At 52.5% G+C, this 22,573-nt stretch carries 25 protein-coding genes; 8 read left to right on the forward strand and 17 right to left on the reverse strand.

Annotation, left to right across the window (positions count from 1 at the left end; genetic code table 11):
* Window positions 1–243: 243 nt before the first annotated feature.
* The 3 genes from ACO064_RS25770 to ACO064_RS25780 all read left to right on the forward strand — a co-directional run bounded on the left by ACO064_RS25770 (window position 244) and on the right by ACO064_RS25780 (window position 2,385).
* Window positions 244–843, forward strand: coding sequence for a Crp/Fnr family transcriptional regulator (locus ACO064_RS25770; RefSeq protein WP_421830064.1), 600 nt, complete (start codon window positions 244–246; stop codon window positions 841–843).
* 103 nt (window positions 844–946) lie between these two features.
* Complete coding sequence (locus ACO064_RS25775) at window positions 947–1,783, forward strand: DUF2306 domain-containing protein (protein WP_421830065.1); 837 nt, start codon at window positions 947–949, stop codon at window positions 1,781–1,783.
* A gap of 338 nt (window positions 1,784–2,121) precedes the next feature.
* Window positions 2,122–2,385 (forward strand): hypothetical protein, encoded by a 264-nt coding sequence (locus ACO064_RS25780; RefSeq protein ID WP_421830066.1) that lies wholly within the window; start codon window positions 2,122–2,124, stop codon window positions 2,383–2,385.
* Window positions 2,386–2,481: 96 nt separating this feature from the next.
* On the opposite strand, the gene ACO064_RS25785 is transcribed toward ACO064_RS25780, so the two are convergent.
* Entirely contained in the window at window positions 2,482–4,050 is a 1,569-nt protein-coding gene (locus ACO064_RS25785; protein WP_421830067.1) for a SusD/RagB family nutrient-binding outer membrane lipoprotein, read from the reverse strand.
* A gap of 26 nt (window positions 4,051–4,076) precedes the next feature.
* Entirely contained in the window at window positions 4,077–7,268 is a 3,192-nt protein-coding gene (locus ACO064_RS25790; protein ID WP_421830068.1) for a SusC/RagA family TonB-linked outer membrane protein, read from the reverse strand.
* Window positions 7,269–7,684: 416 nt separating this feature from the next.
* Between ACO064_RS25790 and ACO064_RS25795 the strand changes: the two genes are divergently transcribed.
* A complete protein-coding gene (locus ACO064_RS25795; RefSeq protein WP_421830069.1) occupies window positions 7,685–8,740 on the forward strand; it encodes a dihydrodipicolinate synthase family protein in 1,056 nt (351 codons plus the stop codon).
* A 52-nt stretch (window positions 8,741–8,792) separates the two neighbouring features.
* On the opposite strand, the gene ACO064_RS25800 is transcribed toward ACO064_RS25795, so the two are convergent.
* The 3 genes from ACO064_RS25800 to ACO064_RS25810 form a co-directional block, all read right to left on the reverse strand.
* Window positions 8,793–9,146 (reverse strand): hypothetical protein, encoded by a 354-nt coding sequence (locus tag ACO064_RS25800; RefSeq protein WP_421830070.1) that lies wholly within the window; start codon window positions 9,144–9,146, stop codon window positions 8,793–8,795.
* Between the two features lie 125 nt (window positions 9,147–9,271).
* Window positions 9,272–10,084, reverse strand: a complete 813-nt coding sequence (locus tag ACO064_RS25805; protein ID WP_421830071.1) for an AraC family transcriptional regulator — start codon at window positions 10,082–10,084, stop codon at window positions 9,272–9,274.
* Between the two features lie 61 nt (window positions 10,085–10,145).
* Window positions 10,146–10,841 (reverse strand): siderophore-interacting protein, encoded by a 696-nt coding sequence (locus ACO064_RS25810; RefSeq protein ID WP_421830072.1) that lies wholly within the window; start codon window positions 10,839–10,841, stop codon window positions 10,146–10,148.
* Window positions 10,842–11,173: 332 nt separating this feature from the next.
* Between ACO064_RS25810 and ACO064_RS25815 the strand changes: the two genes are divergently transcribed.
* A complete protein-coding gene (locus tag ACO064_RS25815) occupies window positions 11,174–11,392 on the forward strand; it encodes a hypothetical protein (protein ID WP_421830073.1) in 219 nt (72 codons plus the stop codon).
* Between the two features lie 108 nt (window positions 11,393–11,500).
* On the forward strand, window positions 11,501–11,659 hold the full coding sequence (locus ACO064_RS25820; protein ID WP_421830074.1) for a Txe/YoeB family addiction module toxin: 159 nt from the start codon (window positions 11,501–11,503) through the stop codon (window positions 11,657–11,659).
* A gap of 116 nt (window positions 11,660–11,775) precedes the next feature.
* On the opposite strand, the gene ACO064_RS25825 is transcribed toward ACO064_RS25820, so the two are convergent.
* From ACO064_RS25825 to ACO064_RS25845, 5 genes are all read right to left on the reverse strand, one after another.
* A complete protein-coding gene (locus ACO064_RS25825) occupies window positions 11,776–11,952 on the reverse strand; it encodes a DUF1059 domain-containing protein (protein WP_421830075.1) in 177 nt (58 codons plus the stop codon).
* A gap of 22 nt (window positions 11,953–11,974) precedes the next feature.
* Complete coding sequence (locus ACO064_RS25830; RefSeq protein ID WP_421830076.1) at window positions 11,975–12,421, reverse strand: DsrE family protein; 447 nt, start codon at window positions 12,419–12,421, stop codon at window positions 11,975–11,977.
* Between the two features lie 79 nt (window positions 12,422–12,500).
* Window positions 12,501–13,130, reverse strand: coding sequence for a Crp/Fnr family transcriptional regulator (locus ACO064_RS25835; RefSeq protein WP_421830077.1), 630 nt, complete (start codon window positions 13,128–13,130; stop codon window positions 12,501–12,503).
* 186 nt (window positions 13,131–13,316) lie between these two features.
* Window positions 13,317–14,147, reverse strand: coding sequence for a phosphatase PAP2 family protein (locus ACO064_RS25840; protein ID WP_421830078.1), 831 nt, complete (start codon window positions 14,145–14,147; stop codon window positions 13,317–13,319).
* A gap of 102 nt (window positions 14,148–14,249) precedes the next feature.
* Entirely contained in the window at window positions 14,250–15,149 is a 900-nt protein-coding gene (locus ACO064_RS25845; RefSeq protein ID WP_421830079.1) for a bestrophin family protein, read from the reverse strand.
* 461 nt (window positions 15,150–15,610) lie between these two features.
* Between ACO064_RS25845 and ACO064_RS25850 the strand changes: the two genes are divergently transcribed.
* Window positions 15,611–16,663: a dienelactone hydrolase family protein gene (locus tag ACO064_RS25850; protein ID WP_421830080.1), complete on the forward strand. Its 1,053-nt coding sequence runs from the start codon at window positions 15,611–15,613 to the stop codon at window positions 16,661–16,663.
* Between the two features lie 21 nt (window positions 16,664–16,684).
* Here ACO064_RS25850 and ACO064_RS25855 read toward each other — a convergent pair whose 3' ends face one another.
* Complete coding sequence (locus ACO064_RS25855) at window positions 16,685–17,161, reverse strand: FKBP-type peptidyl-prolyl cis-trans isomerase (protein WP_421830081.1); 477 nt, start codon at window positions 17,159–17,161, stop codon at window positions 16,685–16,687.
* A gap of 60 nt (window positions 17,162–17,221) precedes the next feature.
* Entirely contained in the window at window positions 17,222–17,431 is a 210-nt protein-coding gene (locus tag ACO064_RS25860) for a hypothetical protein (protein WP_421830082.1), read from the reverse strand.
* A gap of 216 nt (window positions 17,432–17,647) precedes the next feature.
* Between ACO064_RS25860 and ACO064_RS25865 the strand changes: the two genes are divergently transcribed.
* Complete coding sequence (locus tag ACO064_RS25865) at window positions 17,648–17,911, forward strand: hypothetical protein (protein WP_421830083.1); 264 nt, start codon at window positions 17,648–17,650, stop codon at window positions 17,909–17,911.
* A gap of 67 nt (window positions 17,912–17,978) precedes the next feature.
* Here ACO064_RS25865 and ACO064_RS25870 read toward each other — a convergent pair whose 3' ends face one another.
* From ACO064_RS25870 to ACO064_RS25890, 5 genes are all read right to left on the reverse strand, one after another.
* Window positions 17,979–18,425: a YHS domain-containing (seleno)protein gene (locus ACO064_RS25870; RefSeq protein ID WP_421830084.1), complete on the reverse strand. Its 447-nt coding sequence runs from the start codon at window positions 18,423–18,425 to the stop codon at window positions 17,979–17,981.
* A 35-nt stretch (window positions 18,426–18,460) separates the two neighbouring features.
* Window positions 18,461–19,084: a LysE family transporter gene (locus ACO064_RS25875; RefSeq protein ID WP_421830085.1), complete on the reverse strand. Its 624-nt coding sequence runs from the start codon at window positions 19,082–19,084 to the stop codon at window positions 18,461–18,463.
* Window positions 19,081–20,199 (reverse strand): hypothetical protein, encoded by a 1,119-nt coding sequence (locus ACO064_RS25880; RefSeq protein ID WP_421830086.1) that lies wholly within the window; start codon window positions 20,197–20,199, stop codon window positions 19,081–19,083. The genes ACO064_RS25875 and ACO064_RS25880 overlap by 4 nt, the downstream gene beginning before the upstream one ends.
* Window positions 20,177–20,923 (reverse strand): NRDE family protein, encoded by a 747-nt coding sequence (locus ACO064_RS25885; RefSeq protein ID WP_421830087.1) that lies wholly within the window; start codon window positions 20,921–20,923, stop codon window positions 20,177–20,179. The genes ACO064_RS25880 and ACO064_RS25885 overlap by 23 nt, the downstream gene beginning before the upstream one ends.
* 172 nt (window positions 20,924–21,095) lie before the next feature.
* Window positions 21,096–22,571, reverse strand: a complete 1,476-nt coding sequence (locus ACO064_RS25890) for a sigma 54-interacting transcriptional regulator (RefSeq protein WP_421830088.1) — start codon at window positions 22,569–22,571, stop codon at window positions 21,096–21,098.
* Between the last annotated feature and the right edge of the window lie 2 nt (window positions 22,572–22,573).

Raw genomic sequence — 22,573 nt, forward strand, 5'->3', positions numbered from 1 at the left:
GTAAATTGCAGCGAAACCGAATCATTACAAAACCGTTTTAACGGTTTGCCGGACGATGAAACCGTTAAAACGGTTTTGTTAGAAAGCAGTTAGCAGTTACTTTTCGCTTTACCCACAGCAAAAGCAGTGGGCTGGGGGCAAAATGGTCGGATTGAGTCGATTCTAATTCAAGAACTTAACAGCTCTGTCCTTTAGGGGAACGGGGCAAAAGCGAAAGTCCTATATTTGCCTAAAACCGGTATTTTGCTCGCTTTCACGATGGAACACTACTACCAGCGGTTTTTCAGCTATGTCGGGGAGATTTTGAGTTTGCCCGACGAAGACAAGGCGTCCATTCGCCAGTCGTTCCAGCCGGTTTTTGTGCCGAAAGACACGATTATCGAACCGGCCGGGCAGGTTCCCCGCTACCATAACTTTATCGTTTCGGGCTACATGCGAAACTTCTACGTAGACCCGGATGCCAACGAAATCACAACCGACCTCAACGAGGGTTCCCGGTTTTTTACGTCGTATTTCCATTTTATGAACCGCACGGTTTCCAACGAAAACCTGCATTGCATTACCGATTGCGAACTGCTTCGCATCAGTCGGGAGGATGTGGACGTTGGAGCACAGCGCAGTCGTACGCAGAAAGATTACACGATTCAGATTCTGCAAAAACACCTGGAAGAAGAAAAGAGCCGGATCAACGACATGACCAGTCTGACGGCCGAAGACCGGTATCGGAAATTTCTCCGCGAGAAACCCACCATCATCCGGCACGTGCCGTTGCGGTATGTGGCGTCGTATCTGGGGATTACGCAGCGGCACCTGAGCCGACTCCGGAGCGGTTTGGACCCCTGACGCCCATCCCCCAATCAAACCGCTCATCCGAATAGGACATTTGTCTACCCGGCAAAAAACCGGTTCGTCTTAGGTTTAGGAAAAACTGAACAGCTTTTCCGCTATGACGACAACTACTACGATTTCCCCATCCAAAGAAGCAACCGCTTCGACCGCTACCCGAATCCTGACTTTTGCGGCTACCGCCTGGCTGGTGGTGGCAACGGTGGGCCAATGGATTTTTGGCCTTTACATTCTCCTGTCTTACGGGAAAGCTACCCTGACGGGCGATTTTGAACGATGGAACCAGGTCTTGTCGCACAGCTACGTCGAGGGCGACTGGAAAGGCAATACCGTCGTTGGGGTTCACATTCTGCTGGCCGCTGTTCTGGTCATTGGCGGCCCATTGCAACTCATGCCGTTTATTCGGCAAACCTTTCCCCGGTTTCATCGCTGGCTCGGCCGGACCTACGTCACGACGGCCATCGTGGTCAGTTCGGCGGGGTTGCTCATGGTCTGGACGCGGGGTTCCATCGGCGATTTAACCCAGCAAATCAGCATCAGCCTCCAGGCCATTTACATCATTTCGTTTGCCTTGCTCGCCATTTGGTCCGCCAGAGCCCGCCAGTTCGACCAGCACAGGGCCTGGGCGCTGCGGCTGTTCATGGTAGTCAATGGCGTCTGGTTTTTCCGGGTAGGCCTGATGGGCTGGTTGCTGATCAACGGTGGCCCGGTCGGTTTCGATCCCGAAACCTTCACCGGCCCTTTTCTCACGGCGCTGGCGGTTTTTACCTATGCCATCCCGGTTTCACTGCTGGTGCTGGAATTGTATTTTTATGCCCGGAAAAAACCGGATAATGCCCTGCGTTTCATCACCGCAGCCCTCATTTTTCTGTGTACCGTCATCATGGCCATCGGGATTTTTGGAGCCACGATGGGAATGTGGCTACCCCGAATTTGAAGAACTGTATTTCCAGGCGGTTGCGGTTTTACTATTGGCAATGGAAAATGTTTCTTAAACACTTGCGTAGTATTTACGCAAGTGTTATTTTTATAAGACGATCCACCACCGTATGACCAGGAAAAATTTACAGGAATTGATTAATACACACCGGGCGCAGATGGAATACTGCAAACGGCTACTCGACCAGAGCTACTATGATCTTGAAGCAAGGGACGAAGAAACCAAATGGATTAATCGCTACCTAAAACACAAAAAGATTGTAGAATGGCTGGAAAATCAAATACCAGATGATGACTAAAACCGGGAGCCACGCGCCCATGATAACCCGATCGAATATGATAACGGAAAAAGTAAGTGAAGAAAAAGCATTGGCTGCGTTTGAAAAAGCATCCGATGAAAGCCTGAAAATCATCAAGGGACACGGCTTTGAACTCGACATGGCCGAATGGCTGACCATCGCCCGGTATTCCAAAAAATACGCTATCCCGCAAAGCACCATTACCAGTTGGATTGCCAGGGGTGTCATTCCGGGTGATGCCGTTCAGGATTTGCCCGAATTGAACAGCATCCGGCTGATTAAGGATCAACCGTATCGGTAGACGACGCCAACGAAAAACCCGCCAACAGGATGTTAGCGGGTTTTTCGTTTAAGCAGGTTAGCAACGATCCAGTACCCTGCGTTGTATTTCGATTTCCTATTTATCCCACCACACCCGGGTTTTATAATTATCCGCTCCCTGACGCGCCACGGCGGCATTGTAGTTGGCGGCATTCAAAACCGGCTCGTCGTCCGGGTAGCGCAGCCGACGGGGGTAGGTGCCGCCGGTTTCGTTGTCGGGGTAGTTAACCGGGGTTAGTTTCGGATAGCCCGAACGGCGGACATTGGCATACGACTCGTAGCCGTTCAGAAAGGTTGCCACCCAATACTCGGAATTGATCTGTTCGAAGGCTTTTTCCTTGTCGGCAACACCCACAAACGGATTGGCGGTTAAGTAAGCCGTGATGTCTGCATCCGGGATCGTGGCCGACGCGTCGTATTGCTGGAGCGTCTTCATCGCGCCGGTCACCCCGTTCCGGTAGAACTGGGCGGCATCGCCGGGAATCCAGCCCCGAACGGCGGCTTCCGCCAGCAGCAACTGAACTTCGCCGTAGGTCAGCAACATCCGCGGACCGTCGAGCTTGGCAAACACATCCCGGTTGACGCCCGAAAACTGGTGTTCCTGGCCCGGAGCCGTCGGGTTGTAACTGGGATCTTTGGGCAGCGTGATCCGGTCCAGACCGTTGGGCATGCCTTTCTGAACCGCCGGATCGGTATTTTTGGTCGCTACATTGGTTGGATCGGTATACACCGCCACCGTGTATTTGAGCCGGGGATCGTTGTGGCTTTTCATGTAGTCGAAAAACGTTTTGGCGATTTTTCCCGGACTTCGGCCCGACACGCTCAAGGTCCAACTCTGTCCATTGGTCAGCACTTCCTGCGTTCCGCCTTTGTCGGTTCCCTTGATAAACAGGTTGTCGTCGATGGCCGTAAAAACCCCACCTGCAAACGCCTTTTTGACCCAGGATTCGGCAGCGGCCGGGTCCACTTTGGACATTCTCATGCCGAGACGAAGCATCATGGAATAGCCAAACCGTTTCCATTTGGCAATGTTTCCCGCGTAGACGATGTCGGACGATGTGTAGAGCGTCTTGCTGGCGTCGAGTTTGGTGGTGGCGTCTTCCAGTTCGCTCAGCATGTGGGCATAAATATCCTTCTGCGCGTCGTATTTGGGTTTGTAAATCTGCTGGTAATAGCCCTGATTGGCCTCAAAATAGGGCAGGTCGCCGTACATGTCCGTCAGCCGGTGGTAAATCACCGTTTTCCAGATTCTCGCCATGTGGTACAGATTGTGGTATTGCGGTTTGTCCTTCGACAACGTGATCACGTCCTCGATCAGTTTGGACGAACCGGCAATGGCGTTGTAGGTACCTTTCCACATGGCCTCGTTATTGCCCTTGTGGTAGACGTATTTATCGCCCTGAAAATCAAAAATACCCACGTTGCTCAGGGTGGCCATGTGCTGAACGAACGGTTCGGCATAATTGAGGCTGGTGGCTTCATCGCCCTTCGCCGTGTTATACTGCCCGGTCGTAAAGAGGTAGGCCGGGTTGAACCGGTCGGCGGTAACCGCGTTGGGGTCTTTGTTCAGGTCTTCAAACCCATTGTCACAGGCCGAAAGGAAAAACAGGCAGCCCGTGAAAACTATATAAACGATCTTTTTCATGTCAATTAGCGTTAACCGATGCGAAACTAGAATTTCAAATTTACATTGAACCCGTAGCTCCGGGTCGGCGGCAAAGGTGTTGATTCGATCCCCTGATCGTTCCCGGCGGAAAGATTGGTTTCAGGGTCCAGACCGGGTGTGTGCTTCATCAGAATGCTCAGGTTCCGGCCCACCAGCGAGACACTGGCCCCCTTGACAAACCCGATTTTTTCGTAGAGGGACTTCGGCAGGGCGTAGGTGAGCGATACATACCGCAGTTTGATAAAACTGGCGTCGTAGATGTAGTCGTCCAGCGCATCCCGTCTCCGAACGATGATGGCCCGGTTATTCACCCGATCCGCCGTCACCAGAAATTTGTTTTCTTCGCCACTTTCGGTTACACCCGGCAAAACCGCTCCGGCAGCTCTGCCCAGCAGTGAGTGCGGTGACATGCCCCGGTGGTCGAGGCTGTAGTTGGTTTCGGAGTAAATTTTGCCGCCAAATTTGCCATCCACCTGCGCCGATAACGTGAAGTTTTTGTAGGCAAAATTGTTGATGATCCCGGTCGTGTATTTGTTGATCCCGGAACCGAACGAAACCACGTTGGTGGGAACGATCGGCAATCCGGTGGCGTCGATAATATCCCGGCCCTGCGCATCCCGTTTGATGGTTCGACCCACAATCTGCGAATATTCCTCGCCTTCGACATGCTTGATGAACGCTTTCGTGGACGTTGCCAGAATCAGTTCCTTGGACGTGTTTGAAATCTTCAGCACCTTGCTTTTGTTGTAGGCCAGGTTGAATGATACGTCCCAGCGGAAGTTGCTGGTCGTCACCGGTTTGGCCGTAACCAGCAGTTCAACCCCCCGGTTGCGGATTTCCCCGACGTTCACCGACACCCCGGAATACCCGGTGGTGGAGGAAATGCTCTCGACGGCAATGTCGTTGGTGGTCAGCTTGTTGTAAACGGCCAGGTCAAAGCCGAGCTTGTTGTTGAATAACCGCAGATCCAGACCCGCTTCAAACTCGTTGACGCTCAGTGGTCGCAGGCTGCTGTTGGGCACGGTAAACTGGTTGATGGTTCCGAGCGAACGACCGTCGTAATTGTAGGGCAGCAGGCCGTAGGTCAGGTTGAGCAGATACGGGTCGGTATCACCGCCCACCGCAGCATAGGCAACCCGGAGCTTGCCGAAGCTGATGGCTCTCGGCATGTCAAACGCCTGCGAGAACACGAAACTGACGCCCGCCGACGGGTAGAAGAAATTGTTCGACTTGGGGTTCAGGGTCGAAAACCAGTCATTACGGCCGGTGAGGTTCAGGTACAGGTAGTTGCGGTAGGCGAGTTCTGCCGTGGCAAAAACCGAGTTGATCTTTTTGTCGTACGTCGCCGTGGTGGTGTTGCGGTTGGCGGTATTGTTGATCACGTGCAACTGAGGAACTACGAAACCGGAACCGAGAATCGTCGTTGTATACCGGTGCTGCGCCATCAGGTTACCGCCCAGATTCACCGACAGGTCAAAATCCTTGTTCAGACTCCGGTTCAAACCGATCAGCCCTTCAAAGTTCCGCTCCCAGAACGTCTGCTGCGACTGGTCGATCTGACCGGCCGGCCGGTAGCCCGTTCCTTCAGGCACAATTTTGTTGGTCATAAAACCGTAGTAGTCCTGCCCGACTTTTCCCTGAATAAAAAGCCAGTCGAAGAGGTTGTACCGCAGGTTCACAGTGGAAATAAACCGGTCTTTGTTGGTCTGGTTTTTAATCCGGTTTAGGGTGTAATACGGGTTGGTCGCGTTCAAATCCGTTCCCAGAACCTTCTCCTTGTAATTGTCATCGTAGCCCGGCGACAGGGCGCTGGTCGGCATGTTGCTGTTGACATACAGGATTGTTCCGGCACTGTTCCCCGAGTTTCCCGTAAACACGTAGCGGTTATCAACGCGCTCGTTGATGTAATCGACATTGGCCGCCAGATTCAGATTTTTGGAGATGTTCTGGTTAAGCCCCAGGCTGATGTTGTTCCGTCGCATGCTGGCGTTAGGAATGATGCCTTTGTTCCGCATGTCGGTGATTCCCAGCCGGAAACTGCCTTTTTCGCCACCGCCCGAAAACGAAATGTTGTTGGTATTGGTGTGACCTACGCCGTAGAAATCCTCCAGCACCTGGTCCTTCACATAGGAATAGGGCCGTTTTACTCCATCCAGTTGAATCGTTTCGGAGCCGTCATACAATGCGCCCCAGTGGTTTTGGCCGTGGTTGGCGGCATCCTGCTGGCTGGCCGGTTTTACCCCGCCGTAGCCCTGGCCGTACTGTTTTTGCAGCTCCCAGAGAAAAAAGGGAACTTCAAAAGTGTTGTTGGTATTGAATTCAACGCCGAGCCCTTTGTTGCCTTTTCCCGATTTCGTCGTGATGACGATGGCCCCATTTTTGGCCCTGGAGCCGTACAAAGCCGCTGCCGTGGCTCCTTTCAAAACCGTAATGTCTTCGACATCGTCGGGGTTGATGCTGGAAATGTTATCGCCGAAGTCCGGGTTGTCGTTTTTCGGTCCACCAAACTGGGTGTTGTCCATCGGCAGCCCGTTGATGATGTACAGGGGCTGGTTGTTGCCCGAAATCGAGGTGTTGCCGCGGATCGTCACCCGGCTGGAACCGGCGGGTCCCGTTGCCGCCGGACTAATGTTGACCCCCGCCACCTTGCCGTTCAGGGAATTGGCAAAGTTGGTTTCCCGGGTTTTGGTAAAACTCTCGCCATCTACTTTGGTGACCGAATAGCCGAGTGATTTGGTCTCCTTGCGAATCCCGAGGGCGGTTACTACCACTTCGTCCAGTGCCTTGCTTTCGGCCAGCAGTCTGATTTCCAGGTTTGTGCGGTTGGCCAGCGGCACTTCCTGCGCCGTATAGCCCACAAACGAAAAAACAAGTACTGAATTCATTGAAGGCACATCGATCGAAAAGTTGCCTCCTGCGTCGGTGGTGGTTCCTTTTTGGGTGCCTTTCAGCAAAATGCTGACGCCGGGTAGTGCATCGCCTTTTTCGTCGGTGACCTTCCCTTTGATGATTTCGACCGGTTTGGGCAACGATCGGGTCCGCTCGATCGTTGCGGTTTTTGGTTCCGCGGTTGCTGGCCGCAGAACCGGTGCCGCGTGGGCCGTGGTCGCCACAATGGCCATAGCGGTGAGCAGGGTACACCGCTTGCTGAACCATGCGAGGGGTGTACCAGTGTCTGGTAAAACTAATCCTTTCATGCAATAAATTGGGTTTGGAATATTCAGGAATCGTTACAGGGACGTCATAGAGATGGGATGCGTCGATTTAATCATTACATATACGTTCCTATGCCAATAGTGTACTACGATTATTTCTATTTTTAAAAAAATAAATTACAAAACGGCTGTGTGGGTACTTCGGTATGGAATAATTACTCTCAGAATCTGACTATTTCTTGATTCGAAAGGCGGTTTTGAGAAGACTTGAAAAAAAGTCTCTGAGCCAGGAGTACCGATTGACCTGGTTTGAAGTATTAATGTATAATCTGCTCGGGATGGGAACGCGGATCTGACGGATTAAAACGGATTAAAACGGATTTTTTATCTGTGTGAATCCGTTTTAATCCGTCAGATCCGCGTTCCCATCCCCCAACTTCCTAAACCCTGATGACCCAATGAAATCGCATACTTCCTTTTCCCGACGGGAATTTCTGGAAAAAATGACCCCGGCTGCTGTGGCTGTTCTCGCCGGTGCCCAGACGCTGCTGCCCGCAACAACCCAGGCAAAAACCGTAGCCAGCGGGTTGAAGCCGGACGACAAAAAGTTTGTTCCGGTGATGATCACCCCCTTCGATTCCAACTCCGCCATTGATTATGACCGGCTTTCCCGGCTGATCGACTTTTACCTGAAGGCCGGAGCCAAAGGTTTTTTTGCCAACTGCCTGAGCAGTGAAATGTACTTTCTGACCGACCAGGAACGGATTGCCCTGACCCGGCACGTGGTGAAGCGGGTGAACGGAAAAGTTCCGGTGGTGTCGACGGGCTCGTTTGGGGATACGCTAAACGCAAAAGCCGATTTTGCCCGGAAAATCCACGATACCGGCGTGGATGGGGTGATTCTGATTTCGAGCCATTTTGCGGACAAGGAGGAAAGTGATGCGGTTTTGACGGAGAATTTTGAAAAGTTTCTTTCGCAAACTGGTACGATGAAAGTCGGGACGTATGAATGTCCGAACCCTTACAAGCGGCTGCTGTCGCCGGGTGTGTTCAAATCGTTGGTTGCCAATAATCGGATGATCTACCATAAGGACACCTCCGAAGACCTAAAAAATATCGAGACTAAACTGGAAATCGCCAAAGATTCCCAACTGGAATTTTACAATGCGCATACGGCTACTGCGCTGGCATCGCTGCAAAAAGGAGCGCGGGGCATGTCGCCGATCTCCGGTAATTTTTACCCCGAAATCCATAGCTGGCTGTGCCGGAATGCCAACGATCCCTCGAAAAAGGCGGATCTCGACTGGATTCAGGCCGAGATTACCCGAACCGAACCCATTATCTCGAAATTTTATCCGCTCAGCGCCAAATACTTTTTGAAGAAAAGAGGTGTGCCTTTGGAACTGGTTTGCCGGGCCAGAGCCCAGACGATCCCGGCGGAGGGCATAAAAATTCTGGATGATACCTACACGACTTTCCTCGGCTGGTGCGAGCGGCTGGGAATTAACGGGTAAAAGTCAATATGTGATTGGCTGGGAATGCGGATTGTCGCAGATAGAAATCCGTTCAATCCGCGTTCCGGTCTTCATTGACCCGCTCGCCCGACTGCCGGGCTGCGACTACCGATTGCTCAAAATCTTCCGGAGACAGTGACGAAAACTCGTTGACAAACAGAATCGGCCCGGTTTCGGCTTCTGCATATTCCGTGCCCATTCGCAGCCATAAATTCCAGTCAGGGGCCTGCATGTGGGAAATGGTCCCGACTACTTTGGAGTCTTCCGGGCGTTGGGCGTAGAGGCTGGCATAGCTGGCCACCAGATTCGGCAGTTGCCGCAAAAAAGCGTTCTGTACCTCCGTTGGGAGTTGACTGAACGTAAGCCGGGCCTCGTCGGCCCAGTGCGTATCGAAAGGAGATTCCATGATCAGGGGTAATAAAAGGCGGTTCCTGTTTAGCGGATAATTGGATAAACAGGCGTCCAAGATACCCATCTTTTGCATAGGCTTCGACTCTCCGTTGCCTTATCTGAAAAAAATAACAGTAATCGTCATCGATACTTTTTTCTGAAACTGGCCGGCGATGTCCCAATCGTTTTACTGAACAACCGGATAAAGTATTTCTCATCTTCGTAGCCCAACTGAAACGCAATTTCCCTGACGCTTTTGGTGGTATAGACCAGGAACCGCTGAGCTTCCCGAAAAATTTCAAGCTGGATGAGGTACGTTGAAGAAAACCCGGTGACCGCCTTGACGGTATCGTTCAGATAACTGACGGTTATATTGAGTTTCGAAGCATAATCAGCAGGTTTTTTCAGTTGGTGAAAATGGTCTTTCACCAACTGATGAAACTGCCTTGTAATTTCCACAATTCGGGACGAATGGCTCTGTATACGCTTATCTTCCTGCGCCTGAAAAATCAGTACGGTTTTGTAAAAAAGGGCATTGATCAAGGTTTGGAGAAGCTGATGATGAAAATTTGCCGATGATTTCTCTTTTTCGGTCGAATAAATCAGGTTGAAAAGGGTGCATAACCCTTCTTTTTCAGCAGCGTCCAGCTTGAGTAAAATGACCTTCAGAAAGGACTGATCGATAACGCTGCGGGCATTTTCGTCGATAAAGTGTGCATCAAAAGCCAGTAGCCACCCGGCAGGATCTTTGGCAAAACCGAGTTCGTGAATTTGTCCGGGACGGGTTATTAAAAGGGAGGAAGGCTGGATGTCTATATTCTGGAAATCGACACTAAAATTCAGGCAACCACTTTCCATAAAAAAGAAGCAATAATGGTCGTGACGGTGGGGAATCCTGACTTTTTCGTTGACAAGTTCCAGGGTGGCTTGATCCGAAAGGGATAAAATCCCCATTTCGAACGGATGTTTTTCCAAATGAAAGAGGGGAATATCGTGGGTCGCCATACTGCTTTTTTTATGACCAGAACCCGTGGGCCTGGAATGTCGCCCGGACGTCCGGTATGGCTTTCAGCTTTTTCCGCAAGCTTTTCACCAGGGGCGTATGGCCTGCCAGATAAACCGAGGTATAGGCGCTTAACTCTTTTGATAGCGCCCATTGTTCCAGGGTTTCAAGGCTGCTTCCGTGCGGGTTGAAGATAAATTCAAATTCGGGATTATTCGCTATCAGGGAGGATGATAGCTGATAAATTTCAGGGAGTATAATGACGACTTCCATCGGAAACCGCTTGCGGTCGGTTAACTGCTTCATTCCTAAAAAATGCCCGATTGCAGTGCCGTCGCCCAGGCACAGGATTTTCCCTTCTTTCGTCGGGACCTGGGCTGCATGGGCAACGCCCAAGGGAATCTTGTCGCCCTTTTTTAGGCGCTGAACCCAGCGGCTTCCGGCTCCGTCGTGTCCGGCCTGGATATAGAGGGTGCAAATTTTTTCTTCTGCGTTCCAGGTGGCCGGTGTATAATCCCGGTATTCAAACTCCGCTACCTTGCATTTTAGACGTTGTATGCTGGTCCATTTTTCCATCGACGTGGTGGGAAGATGCACATCGACTTCATACAGCGTTGCCGGTTGCCAGGCCCGAATGGCCACGACTTGTGAGGGTGTTGAAAGTTTATCGATTAGCTGCGATACGGCTTTTTTGAGAACATTTGCCATCAATACTTCATTTGTTTTGGCAAAAGTATCGCAAAGCAACAGGGCTTTTGTCCAACAAATGGCCTGAATAGGTGGACGAATGGCGGCAGTTTTGGGGATTCGTTCAAGCTATCTTGTTTCGATACCGGCAGTGCCACGGCCAGAAGGCTTTTGGTGGAATGAAAACGGGAATGATTCGGTCTCTTTTAGGATAACAGAATGAAAATCAGTCGGTTATTTTGTCGTTGAACGCCAATTTTGCCAAAATTCCTCGTTATTTGTATGTCGTCAATTGGACAAAAAACGATTGCGACCTGGGATCAGTCAAAGTATTAAACGTACTCAAAAGGGGCATGGAAACTTTCAGTATTCATATCAAAACAGACGGTCGTCATTTGGATGCCTTTAAACGTTTGGCAAAAGCCGTCGGAGCAACCATCACCACAAAGACGTTGACCGAACCGACAGGCACTCTTGAGCAAAAGATCGAAGAGGGAAACCAGAATTTTCGGGAAGGCCGTGGGACGCGCATGTCCGTTGAGCAGCTTCAAGAATTAGTCAATGCCATTTGAAGTTGGCAAGCGTGAAGCCAATTTTTCGGCGCGTACGTTGGAAGAACTTCACACCTGGATTGCTACCAATCCCAAAATAGCCAAAAAGCTCGTTGAACCAATAGCAGAATGCTGTCGAAACCCGTACGAAGGGAAAGGCAAACTGAAGGATTAAAAAACAGTTTGAAAGGTTATTGGTCGCGCAGAATTACTGATGAGCATCGGCTCGTGTATAAAGTTGAGCCTACTGTCATCTTGATTTATTCGTGTCACGGGCATTATGAATAAATCAAGTCTGGGGGGCCTTAATTCCTTCTCTTGATCAGCACCCGATTTTGCGAACTTTTAGTGATCGGATCAATTGACCAACAAGATGATGATCAATTGATCTGACCGGTATCTTACTATGCGGCTTCCTCTTTGATCAACGTTTTGACCTGTTCGGCCAATTCCGGCGTCACCGTCATGCCGTGAACCGTGTAGGCGTGTTCAGCCGCCTGTTGCAATACTTCGTCGTCGGTGGTGCCTTTGATGACGCCTTCACAATCGAAGCCAACGTCGCGGCAATGGAGCGTTTTCATGGTTTTATGGAGTTTGGAATGGTTAATACGTGAACATCCGGTCGCTCTCCGTGGCCAGCCGAATCAGCACAGTGGGCAAGGTAAATTCGGCCGGTTTGTCTTTCAGGTCTGCCGGGGTCATGCCCCGGGCTTTCGCGGAGTTGCCGGACAGGTAAAACCGCCCTTTTCCTTTCACAATGGCATCGTAATGCTCACGAAGGTTGCCGGTACCCAAACCGGTCAACTGGTTGAGGGTTTCTTCCTGTAGCAGTTTCACGCCATCGCCCGCCAGAAACAGATTGACCGCGTGACCTTCGTCGAGGGCGGTTTTGGCGACCAGAAACGCCAGGGCGGCCCGGGTGGGGTCCTGACTTTGCGTAACGTGAATGAGAAACGTCAGCTTCTTTGGCGGAGGGGTGCCAGGGTTTGATTGCGCTTGCATAACGGAAAAGGAGAGGAGAAAAATGATGTGGATACAATACGTTTTCATCTGGTTTGAGGATTGGTCAGGACAAAAGTAGATCCGGATACCGCTAAAAAACGGTATCAAAAGATACACAAGCCCAGAATTATTTTAGCTGAATGGAGCCTCTGAACAAGTTGACTTTGCCTTGCTGTTCAAACCCTTTCAGAATGCGGGAAATAACGACGCGGGTTGTGCCCAGTTCATAGGCCAGATTCTGGTGGGAAATGGCAATTTGGCTGGTGTTTTCTTTTTTGGCCCGGTCAGTCAGATAGGTCAGAACCCGTTTGTCGATCGGATCAAAGGCGACGCTTTCAAACGATCCCAGCAATTCATCGTAGCGACTGCGAAAGGTCTGGATCAGGTAGGCATTCCAGGAAGAATATTTTAATTGCCATTCGTTGACGAGCCGGGTCGGAAAAACGAAGATTTCGGACGGTTTGGTGGCCACTCCATACGACGTACTGGTGTGGTTGAAATACGCGGCCGAGAGCGACATCATGCACGTCTGGCCTTCCCGAACGTAGTAAAGCAGAATTTCCCGGTCTTCTTTCTGCTGGAAAACCCGGATTTCACCTTTGATAACGATGGGCAGAAAATCCAGGTATTGCCCCTCCCGAACCAGCGTATCATCTTTGTTGACCGTGATAAATTTTCCGTGGGTCAGCATTTCCTGACGAAGTGCCGACTCGGTAAAAACCCGTGGTAGTTTGGCTAGAATTTCACTTTCTTCCATGCAGATTGATCGATTATGGGGACAGATGGGTTCGGGCTTCTAAGAAACCGGGAGCGAACGATTTCCAACGGTTTTACTTAGAAGACCCGTTACCAAAGATAAGAATCTGCACGAATTGTAACGGCTATCCGGGTGAAAATCTGGTAGATAATGAATACAGGTCTGCCTGAAAACCGCAATGTTCCTTCAAAACCGGTATGTGAACGCTACACCCCGTCGGCCGGTGAGGCTAAATTCCGGCTGCATCGAGAGTTGGCCGGTTTTTCGCCGGATGCGATGCATTTCCGGAATCCCGATTCCGCAGGCGGCTCCAACGAGAAAACCCGTCAAAACATCCGTCCGAAAGTGTTTGCCGGCGTGCATCCGGTTGAACCCCACTAGAATGGGCGGGATGGCCGCCCCCGAAAACACCGCCACCCGTTTCCAGCCCCTGATGTGGTAAAAATCCGTCAGAATTTTAGCCCCAAAAAACGTGGCCGTGGTGCTGAAGGAGACATGCCCGCTGTAGAACGAATTGCTTTTGGCACGCCCGATTTTTTCCGATACCGGAATCGCCGGGTTGTAGGTGAGTGGCCGGGCCCGCCGGATTGAGAATGAGGTGGCAAAATAAAGCAGGTTATTAACGGCATGTGCGGTCGTATACAAGGTCAACACATCCAGCCCTTTGTGTCGGATTCGTTTACTCAGCATCAGCAGCAGCGGGCTGGCAATCGACAGATTCAGAAACCGGTCGGAGCGTTGCTGGGCTGCTTCAAACCGGGCAGGGTCGAAATAGGCGACGGGCCGGTCGAAGGCATTGATGCGGGTCGCGTCGAGTTGGGCAATGTCGCCGGCGTCGAAACTGGCGTAGCGGTCGAGTTGCCGGTACCCAAAAAACGAAGCCCCCAACACCACGAGCGACGCCGGGAGTTCGTAGGCCCGGTATACCCGGTAGGGTGAACGGCTGGCAGAATCCAACTGCCCGAAAACCGGCAAACACTGGATTGACAGCACAAGGATGGACAGGTATACTTTCATAATTTGGCAGGCATCACAACAAGTATACCAATTTTCAGACGCATTGACGGTATTGCCCCGGGTTCTGTCCGCACCTGGATTCAGAAGATGAAGCTCTCGAAGCTACAGGGTGTAATAATCGTAGGGCAGCAACTTGGGCGGTATTTCTTTGTAATCCGTCATGGTTTTGAGGTTGATCTCGATGGTGCGCGCAATCGACGTCATGGGGGTGTCGGTTGGCTGGTTTTCAAACGGATCCTGGAGTTGAACGGCACTTTTTTCGAGCAGCAGAAAAGCGCAGGAAATCAGCGTCACCAGCGGCACATCCAGGTAATACAGATCCGCTTCGAAACAGAACGGTAAAATGGCGGCAAAAAGATAAATGAACAATTGCAGGTTGAATGTGTAGGTGCGGGGAAAAGGCGTGTTCTTGATCCGTTCGCAGCGGCCCATCGAGTCGTTCAGGGTGTTCAGCGTGGTGCTGATCTGCACCATTTGATAATCCGTTAGTTGCCCGGTTCGGTAAAGTTGACCAATGGCCAGTCCCTGTTCAAGCAACAGCGCGTTGGGCCGGTTATCGGTTGCCAAAATGGCTTCGACGGTGGGCGGGGTCAGAAATTCCTGCAATCGCCGTTCGACTTCCTGTCCCCGCAGCGAATCGCCCAACACAAAACACCAGGCGCATTGCCGTTGCACAAAGGCGTGAATGATCATTTGCTGGTTGGGTGTAACAGGTAGGAACATCTGGAGTTGCCGGATCAGACTGCGGCTGTCGTTGACGATGGCGCCCCAGATAATCCGGGCTTCCCACCAGCGGTCGTAAGCCTGATTGGTGCGAAAAGCCAGGAGCAGCGAAATGCAGGTGCCCAGCAAAGTCGGAATCGCAATGGGAATGGTCAAATACCGGAGGTGAAAAAAGTACTTGGCCAAAACGACCACGTTAGCGAACAGGAAAACCAGCAGGGCCTCCCGGCGAATTTTTCGAAATAAAAACGTGAACGGAATCGATTTGTTAAGTAACATGTTTCTGGCAGATAAGGTGTACAGTTTTGGTGATTGCGTTTTTTGAATAAGATCGTACAAAAAAAGCCAGACGACGCAAGTCCTCTGGCCCTATGATATCGCTAACGGAACGGTTATTTTTTCAATCAGGCACCTTTCACAGTAACCCCGCTTCTTCGCGATTTATAACTACGAAACCCGCCCCGGAAAAAAATGTTTGTCAGCAGGGAATTTTTTTTTCGGTAAAGTTTCGTCAAGGGATCGACTACAGGCCTTCCGCTTTCTGCCCCTAAATCCCCTAAAGGGGACTTATAGCATCTGGATTAAGCCGCGTCCAAGTCCCCTTTAGGGGATTTAGGGGCAGAAAGCGAAAGTTTGATAGAATTATCTGACGTAAGTCCTAGACTAGTCACTTTTTGTGATAATTTCAGCAATTCACCTTGTTTCGCATCCTGGGCCAGGTAAACCGGTTTTTTCTCACCATGAAACACACAAGACGGAATTTTATGAAGTCGCAACTGATGGGCGGGCTGGGCGTGCTATCTACCGCCGGAAATTTGCCGATGGAAGACGGTCTGTTGACCCAGCCTCCGGTTTTGTCGGCTGAGGCTTTGCGGAAACACTACCAGACTTGCCTGGGCGGCCCTTTCCCCAAGCCAACGCCCTTGCTGCCGCAGCTTCGGGAAACGATGCCGAAAGACGGCTACCGCATCGAGTCGATCACCTACGAGGTGGAGCCCGGCGACCGGGTTCCGGCGCTGTTGTTGATACCGGAATCGGCGACGGCTCAAAAACCGGCCCCGGCCATTGCCGTCTGGCACCAGCACAATGGCGAATATCACCTGGGCAAATCCGAGCCGGCGGGGCTTGCCGGGAATCCGATGCACCACACCGCCGTGGCGCTGGTGCGCGAAGGCTACGTGGTGCTGTGTCCGGATGCACTTTGCTTCGAGGAAAGGCAGGACCCGACCGGGAAGTTGAAAAAAGGTGATTATGAACGCTTTGAGTTTCTGCGTCAGGTGGTGCGGGGGCGCAGCATGGCCTGGAAAAATGTGCTGGAAATGCGCCGGGCCGTCGATTACCTGTGTAGCCGCCCGGAAGTACGTGCCGACCGGATCGGCTGTTACGGGCATTCGATGGGATCGACGCATTCGTGGCTGGTGGGGCCGCTCGAAAACCGCCTGAAATGCATCGTCGGAAACTGTTGTCTGCCATCCTATGCCGCCATCGAACACGAACACCTGCTGCATTGCTTTCCGAATTTCGTACCGGGCTGGCTTCAGCATGGCGATACGCCCGACATTGCGGCTCTCATTGCGCCCCGGGTTCTGCACCTGAACTTTGGAGAAGAAGACTCGGGTTCACCGATTGACTTTGTTCGGAAGGCCATTCCCCGGATTGCACAGGCGTATCAGCAAGCCGGTGCCGCCGGGAATTTTACCGCCTTCATTGAACCGGGCCAGGGCCATGTGCTGTCCGACGCCATGTGGGCGAAAGCCAAAGCGGTTTTCGCCCAACACCTTCAGGCCAGCTAATGGGTTCGGTCGAAGGCGTTCTTAGTTACTCTGGATGAGGTCAATCGTGAACACCAGAATCGAATTGGCGGGAATCCCGTTCAGGGCCTGTGCGCCATACGCTAAACTGGGGGGTAAATACAGCGTAATGCTACCACCGGGGGCAATCAGCGGAATGCCTTCCTGCCAGCCCACGATGAGCTGGTTTAAGCCAAAGGTGATGTTGCTCGAACTGTCGAAGGTGGTTCCGTTGGTCAGTTTTCCTACGTAATTGACGGTCACGGCGGAACACAGCGTGGGTTTGGTTCCGGTGCCGGGGGCTTGAATGCTGTAATAAAACCCCCGTCCATCGGCCATCGCAGAAATGCCGCTGGAGTCGATATACTTTTTCAAAGCTGCAATTTCCGAATCGGGTGCCTTGAGGGTAGGAATGGTAGGGTCGCAGGGAGTCTGCTCGGCCTGCTGGCAACTGCCGGCCAGTAAAGCCCAGGCCAGTAACATAAATCCGTATCGTTTCATAACAAACAAATAGGCCGCAAGCTACAGCATTCGTGGAACATACCCTACGGCAGCCTCATTTTACTCTTCGCGAATTAGGGCAATTCCCCGCATCAGCGACATAAAGGCTAGGTAAGTAAACAGAATGACGCTGCCGATTTTGGCCACGACGGCCATCCAGCCGTATTCATCGATCACCCGCATGGCGTCCTCGTTGGCATAAACCTGAACCGACATGTAGACGAAGGAGAAGGAGAGAAGAATTAATCCAATACCGGCCGCTTTTTTCATGATCGAAGAAGGTTTTTTGCGTTTCTAAATATAACCGATTCTTCGGGAATTGCAATCCGATACAGGCGCTAAAGGAATAGCGAAGCTTTTTCGGGGGATGAATTCTATTTACAAAAAAAAGGGTTGCTGGATACGGGTTCCGGGAGTTTCTACTATCTTACAGCCGACAAACGTATAATACCCCGGTTAGCTTGTCTACCTTATTCTGCTCAACACATGTGGCTTTACTTTTCGCTTTGCTATTCACAGGGAAAAAACCGTTCCTGCCGACTCTATTCCAATGAGTTGGAACACCTGATGGAAGTTTTAAATTATTTTGCCAGTTCCGGATGCCGGCTTCTTTCGGCGTTTCTGGTCGATGACGAAGGGAAACGGACCGACCTGCCGCTGGCCGCTTTCGACGGTTTAGCGATAACCAGCGGCATGCACGGGCTGGAAAGAGAATACCAGCGGGCTTTGACCACCCCTTTGTTTGAGTAGGGCAGTAAAGTTAAAAGTCTGGTCAATATGAACGTGTCGGCTGGAATCTCCGGGTCTGCATCAAACTCTATTTCTTCTCCCTTGCCTCCACCCAATTCGTATTCGCTTTCTGAATATAGCCCGGCCGATCCTTGTCCCATTCCGTCCGCACTTTCTGGTTGTAATTAAAATAGAGCTTGTTATCGACAATTGTCCAGGCATCGGGCTGCGTGGGGGCTTTGTAGCCTCTCGACATACCGAAGGCACAATACCCACCGTATTGGGGCGCAAACCGTTCGGGTTCGGCCTGAAAAGCGGCTTTGTTTTTCTCGCTGGCAAAATGCCAGTGGGCGCCCTGCCACGTCCAGGTCAGCGAATCGGCCCCCAAAACCGGTTTCCCTTCCGTAAAATAACCCACCGGGTCATAACCACCCAGGGCTTTGTCGGCGGTTGAAAAAATGACGGGTTTCTGGGCAAAAACCGTGGAAACAAAGAACATCAAAACAGTGGTCAAACGGACAAAATTGCGTTGCATGATGAATTGGGGTTAGTTGATCAATTGTAAAAAACTCATTGGTTCGATGCCAGTACCAGGCCCTGAATAATGGCCAGGCCGACAAACAGCCAGCCCATGACGCGGTCGAACCGGTGAAGATGGGTCGCCAGAATGGCATTCAGACGCTGGCTTACGCCAACAAAAAACCACAAACCGGTCAGGGTTCCCAGCGCAATCCCCAGCACATACACCAGAACCGACGGTGAGCCCGCCAGACTGACCCAGCCTTTCCGGGTGAGCAAAACCGTGTAGAAAAGCCAGAACGGAAAAGCCGCCACGTTGACAACACTCAGGCCAAGACCCAGCCCGAACGCGCTGGTCGCTGGCCGGTCGGCGGGTGTCGGCGGGCGGCTTTGTTTCCGGAGATAATAAAGACCCAGCATCAACAGCAGGAGCAGGGTGAATCCGTCGGTGAGAAGTTTGAAAAAGGCGTAGGGCGCGATCTGTTCCGTGAGCCACACCGCGATGTAGCCATAGAGGAACTCGATCAGGGTACAGGCTAGCGCAAATTCGAGAGCCGCCCGAAGCCCCTGCCGCAACGACACCCGGACGATGGTCAGGTTCAGAACACCCGGCGGCAGAGACCCCAGAAAACTAACCACCCAGCCCACCACAAAATTTCCGGCGAACATCATCATGACGGTCGGGCGGTTTTGTCGCGCTGAATGCGCCGGTAAATGGCTCGTGCTTCCCGGAAGGTCATATACGGGATGCTGCGTTGGTGGTTGGCCCGGCTGATGGCATACAACACCCGCCAGTGTCGGAGCAACACCCGCCAGGCCGTCCGGATCGAAGAGCCGGGCTGATAAATATGCGCCGGTTCAGCCCCGGCTCCGTTGAGTTCCAGAATGCGGATGGTTTGCCCCCGCAGCAGATCTTCGATCGAACGGCAGCGGAGGTCGTAGCGCCCGTAGTAAAAACCGTCCACCGACTGACTAATCCGGTCGAAAACCGCCACCAGTTCCGGCGTAATCAGATGATTGCCATCCAGAAACTTCGTACCCCGGCAGTGGTTGCCAATGGGCTCCAGCACCGGGCTTTCTCCGGGTTCCGGCACGTAGGTCAACCGCTCGCCATACCGTTCGATCAAAACCGGCAATTGAAGCCGGGCGCGGGGATTCCGACGGAGCAATTCCAGCATTGTAGACGTCCCATCACCCACCACCGCCAGAAATTCCTTGACCACAATGGAAGAAACCGTTCCGGTCGGCTGGCCCGGCATCCGGTAATAAAACACGCCCAGTTCCAACGGTTCATCGACGTATTCCTGCACGATCAGGGCTAAATCCACCGGGGTATCGTTCAAATATGCCGTCAATTCGGCGACAGAATGGATTTTTTCGACCCGCCATCCCCGCTCTCCGCGGTCGGGTTTGGCCACGATGGGGAACCAGCAATCGGCCAGCAGCATCTGCTTCAAAACCGCATCAACGGTGGGTTGGAGGAAAAACAGGGTTTTCGGTTTATAACGTGCGTCGATGCGGTTCAGAATGTCGATTTTGGATTCGCCCAGCATCCCGCCCGATTCAATGCCGGGATTACTGGCCGAAAAGAAAAACCAGGAACGGGCCTTGAGCGCGAGCCAGCCGTAGTAGAGCAATACCGGGAAATACACGACGAAAAAAGGCCAGTACTCCCAGTGCCGGAGCCGAATCAGAAACCGGTCTACCCGCTGGCTGAAACGATCGGCCCAGCCCGGAACCGCAGCGGAAACCGGGGGTCGGAGACTTTCAGTGGACGTAAGTAAGTTCATGAGATGGCATTAGTTGCTGATACAGGAATCGGGAGTTTGTCAGGTCTTCGTAGAAGATCTCCGTGTTGTTCTGGCGGTGCCGGACGGTGGTCAGGCTGAGGGTTTTCATCCCGTCTCCCCGGTTCATCAACACCGCATTCGCCGGGTCACCGGTTCCTGCCTGCTTGTGAAACTGTCGAATATTGGCCACGGTAAACTGCGTTTGTTGCCCGAGCCACGTCTGAAACCAGGCTTCGCGACGGGCAACGACCGGGGGCGTATAGAGCGTCGAAGACGACCAGATGGCGGGTTGAGCCGGGTCCGGCTGGCGGCTGTGGGCGGTTTTGCCATCCCAGCGCACTTCCCAAAGTTGCCCCGGTTGCAGAATGAGCAGCGTAAAGGGTTCGAGGTTTTCAAAATCAAAACCGGTCAGCCATTCGCCCGGAGAGGCATACCGGAACACCTCCAGCACCACCAGCCCCCGGCTGTGGCGGTAGGGCGGATGGGCCGTATGCGCCCGGAAAGCACCGTTCAGCAGGCAAACCGTGGTAGGCGTAAAACCGGGTTCGTGGGCGGTAGCAATCCACGAACCATGTCCCTGGGGGTCCTGCGGGAAATAAACCGCTTGTCCGTTGAGGGTCGCTTTGACCGGAAAACGTGCCGAAGGCCGGGCCGTCTTTTCATCGCGGCTGGAGGTTAACAGATACACGTCCTTCGCTAGCGGAAGGTAAGAAACGGTACACATGGCATAACGTAATTAACAGATACTGTCTGGTAATCAAGTCGTATGCCAGTAGCGCATGATTTAGGTAATGTTTTGACGGTTAAATGGTTAGAGGGTTTCCTATGGCCAGGGTAGAACAGCATTGGTTACGGTATTTCAGGAATGTCAGGACATTTCATGAGAAGTTAACGAATCAGGGGCGGGTGATGCCGAGTTTTTTCATCTTCGATTCGAGCGTGGTGGGAATGACATCCAGAATCCGGGCGGCCCCGTGATCTCCGCTGACTTTCCAGTGGGTGGATTCCAGCACGGCGATGATGTGGTGGCGCTCGCATTCTTCCAGCGTCAGGGGCGTCACCTTGCGGGCCAGCGGATTCTTGCGGTCACGCCAGTCGTTGCCCGTCCAGTCGCCGAGTTCGAGCTGGCGGCCGGTCGAACTGATCAGTGAGCGTTCGATGATATTCTCCAGTTCGCGAATGTTGCCGGGCCAGTTGTACGCCGTCAGCATCTCGATCACGCGGGTCGGAATGACTTCGATCCGGCGGTTCAGGTCGGGGCCGTGTTTGTCGCAAAAGTGCCGCACCAGCAGCGGAATATCCTCTTTTCGTTCGCGGAGGGGCAGGCTTTTAACCGGAAATACATTCAGCCGGTAATACAAATCTTCGCGAAAGCGGCCGTTTCCGATTTCGACTTCCAGATCGCGGTTCGTGGCCGCCAGCACCCGAACATTGACGCGCAGGGTTTTGGTGCCGCCGACACGCTCAAATTCGCCTTCCTGCAACACCCGCAGCAACTTGGATTGCAGGTCGAGGGGCATTTCACCGATTTCGTCCAGAAAAATAGTGCCGTTCTGGGCCAGTTCAAACCGCCCGGTTTTCTGGCTGGTTGCGCCGGTAAAGGCCCCTTTTTCGTGACCAAACAGCTCGCTCTCGATGAGTGTGGGCGGCAACGCTGCGCAGTTGACTTTCACCAGCGGTTTGTTTTTCCGGCCACTGTGTTCGTGAATGGCCCGCGCCAGCAGTTCTTTGCCCGTACCGGATTCGCCCAGAATCAGCACCGTCGTATTGGTGGGGGCCACCTGCTCAATTTTGGTCAATACGCGCCGGAACGACGCACTTTGGGTGACGATTTCGCTGAAACCGGTGGTCTGGCTGATCTCATCGCGGAGGTAGGTGTTCTCGGCCTGAAGCTGGTCTTTCAGTGTTTCCAGTTCGGCCAGAGCGCGGCTGAGGGCTTCGGTTCGTTCCTGAACCCGTTGTTCGAGCTGTTCGTTGAGCTTCTCCAGATCGTGACGCATTTGCCGCAGTGCCAGGTGCGTTTGAACCCGCGCCAGAACTTCGGGCAGTTGGAACGGTTTCGTGATGTAATCCACCGCACCCATGTTGAAACCGTTGATTTTGTCGATGGACTCGGTCAGGGCAGTCATGAAAATCACCGGAATGTCGGCGGTCGCGGGGTTGTTTTTGAGCTGGCGGCAGGTCTCGAAACCGTTCAGGCCGGGCATCATCACATCGAGCAAAATCAGATCGGGCCGGGCGTGGCGAACCTGTTCGATGGCACTTTTTCCGTCGCGCTCGGCCAGCACGCGGTAGCCATAATGGGTCAGCGCATCGAATAAAATGCTGATGTTGTGGGGCGTATCGTCAACGACAAGAATACTGGCGGACATAG

This window comes from Larkinella sp., from assembly GCF_965227735.1.
In the GTDB taxonomy this organism is placed as follows: Bacteria; Bacteroidota; Bacteroidia; order Cytophagales; family Spirosomataceae; genus Larkinella.

Coding starts and splice junctions, on each gene's coding strand:
- ACO064_RS25855 (WP_421830081.1), bottom strand. CDS start 17,161: ATGAAACGATACGGATTTATGTTACTGGCCTGGGCTTTACTGGCCGGC.
- ACO064_RS25820 (WP_421830074.1), top strand. CDS start 11,501: ATGCTGTCGAAACCCGTACGAAGGGAAAGGCAAACTGAAGGATTAAAA.
- ACO064_RS25835 (WP_421830077.1), bottom strand. CDS start 13,130: ATGGAAGAAAGTGAAATTCTAGCCAAACTACCACGGGTTTTTACCGAG.
- ACO064_RS25775 (WP_421830065.1), top strand. CDS start 947: ATGACGACAACTACTACGATTTCCCCATCCAAAGAAGCAACCGCTTCG.
- ACO064_RS25865 (WP_421830083.1), top strand. CDS start 17,648: ATGTGGCTTTACTTTTCGCTTTGCTATTCACAGGGAAAAAACCGTTCC.
- ACO064_RS25870 (WP_421830084.1), bottom strand. CDS start 18,425: ATGCAACGCAATTTTGTCCGTTTGACCACTGTTTTGATGTTCTTTGTT.
- ACO064_RS25810 (WP_421830072.1), bottom strand. CDS start 10,841: ATGGCAAATGTTCTCAAAAAAGCCGTATCGCAGCTAATCGATAAACTT.
- ACO064_RS25815 (WP_421830073.1), top strand. CDS start 11,174: ATGGAAACTTTCAGTATTCATATCAAAACAGACGGTCGTCATTTGGAT.
- ACO064_RS25880 (WP_421830086.1), bottom strand. CDS start 20,199: ATGAACTTACTTACGTCCACTGAAAGTCTCCGACCCCCGGTTTCCGCT.
- ACO064_RS25785 (WP_421830067.1), bottom strand. CDS start 4,050: ATGAAAAAGATCGTTTATATAGTTTTCACGGGCTGCCTGTTTTTCCTT.
- ACO064_RS25845 (WP_421830079.1), bottom strand. CDS start 15,149: ATGTTACTTAACAAATCGATTCCGTTCACGTTTTTATTTCGAAAAATT.
- ACO064_RS25875 (WP_421830085.1), bottom strand. CDS start 19,084: ATGATGATGTTCGCCGGAAATTTTGTGGTGGGCTGGGTGGTTAGTTTT.
- ACO064_RS25850 (WP_421830080.1), top strand. CDS start 15,611: ATGAAACACACAAGACGGAATTTTATGAAGTCGCAACTGATGGGCGGG.
- ACO064_RS25800 (WP_421830070.1), bottom strand. CDS start 9,146: ATGGAATCTCCTTTCGATACGCACTGGGCCGACGAGGCCCGGCTTACG.
- ACO064_RS25780 (WP_421830066.1), top strand. CDS start 2,122: ATGATAACGGAAAAAGTAAGTGAAGAAAAAGCATTGGCTGCGTTTGAA.
- ACO064_RS25890 (WP_421830088.1), bottom strand. CDS start 22,571: ATGTCCGCCAGTATTCTTGTCGTTGACGATACGCCCCACAACATCAGC.
- ACO064_RS25885 (WP_421830087.1), bottom strand. CDS start 20,923: ATGTGTACCGTTTCTTACCTTCCGCTAGCGAAGGACGTGTATCTGTTA.
- ACO064_RS25825 (WP_421830075.1), bottom strand. CDS start 11,952: ATGAAAACGCTCCATTGCCGCGACGTTGGCTTCGATTGTGAAGGCGTC.
- ACO064_RS25830 (WP_421830076.1), bottom strand. CDS start 12,421: ATGAAAACGTATTGTATCCACATCATTTTTCTCCTCTCCTTTTCCGTT.
- ACO064_RS25790 (WP_421830068.1), bottom strand. CDS start 7,268: ATGAAAGGATTAGTTTTACCAGACACTGGTACACCCCTCGCATGGTTC.
- ACO064_RS25860 (WP_421830082.1), bottom strand. CDS start 17,431: ATGAAAAAAGCGGCCGGTATTGGATTAATTCTTCTCTCCTTCTCCTTC.
- ACO064_RS25840 (WP_421830078.1), bottom strand. CDS start 14,147: ATGAAAGTATACCTGTCCATCCTTGTGCTGTCAATCCAGTGTTTGCCG.
- ACO064_RS25805 (WP_421830071.1), bottom strand. CDS start 10,084: ATGGGGATTTTATCCCTTTCGGATCAAGCCACCCTGGAACTTGTCAAC.
- ACO064_RS25795 (WP_421830069.1), top strand. CDS start 7,685: ATGAAATCGCATACTTCCTTTTCCCGACGGGAATTTCTGGAAAAAATG.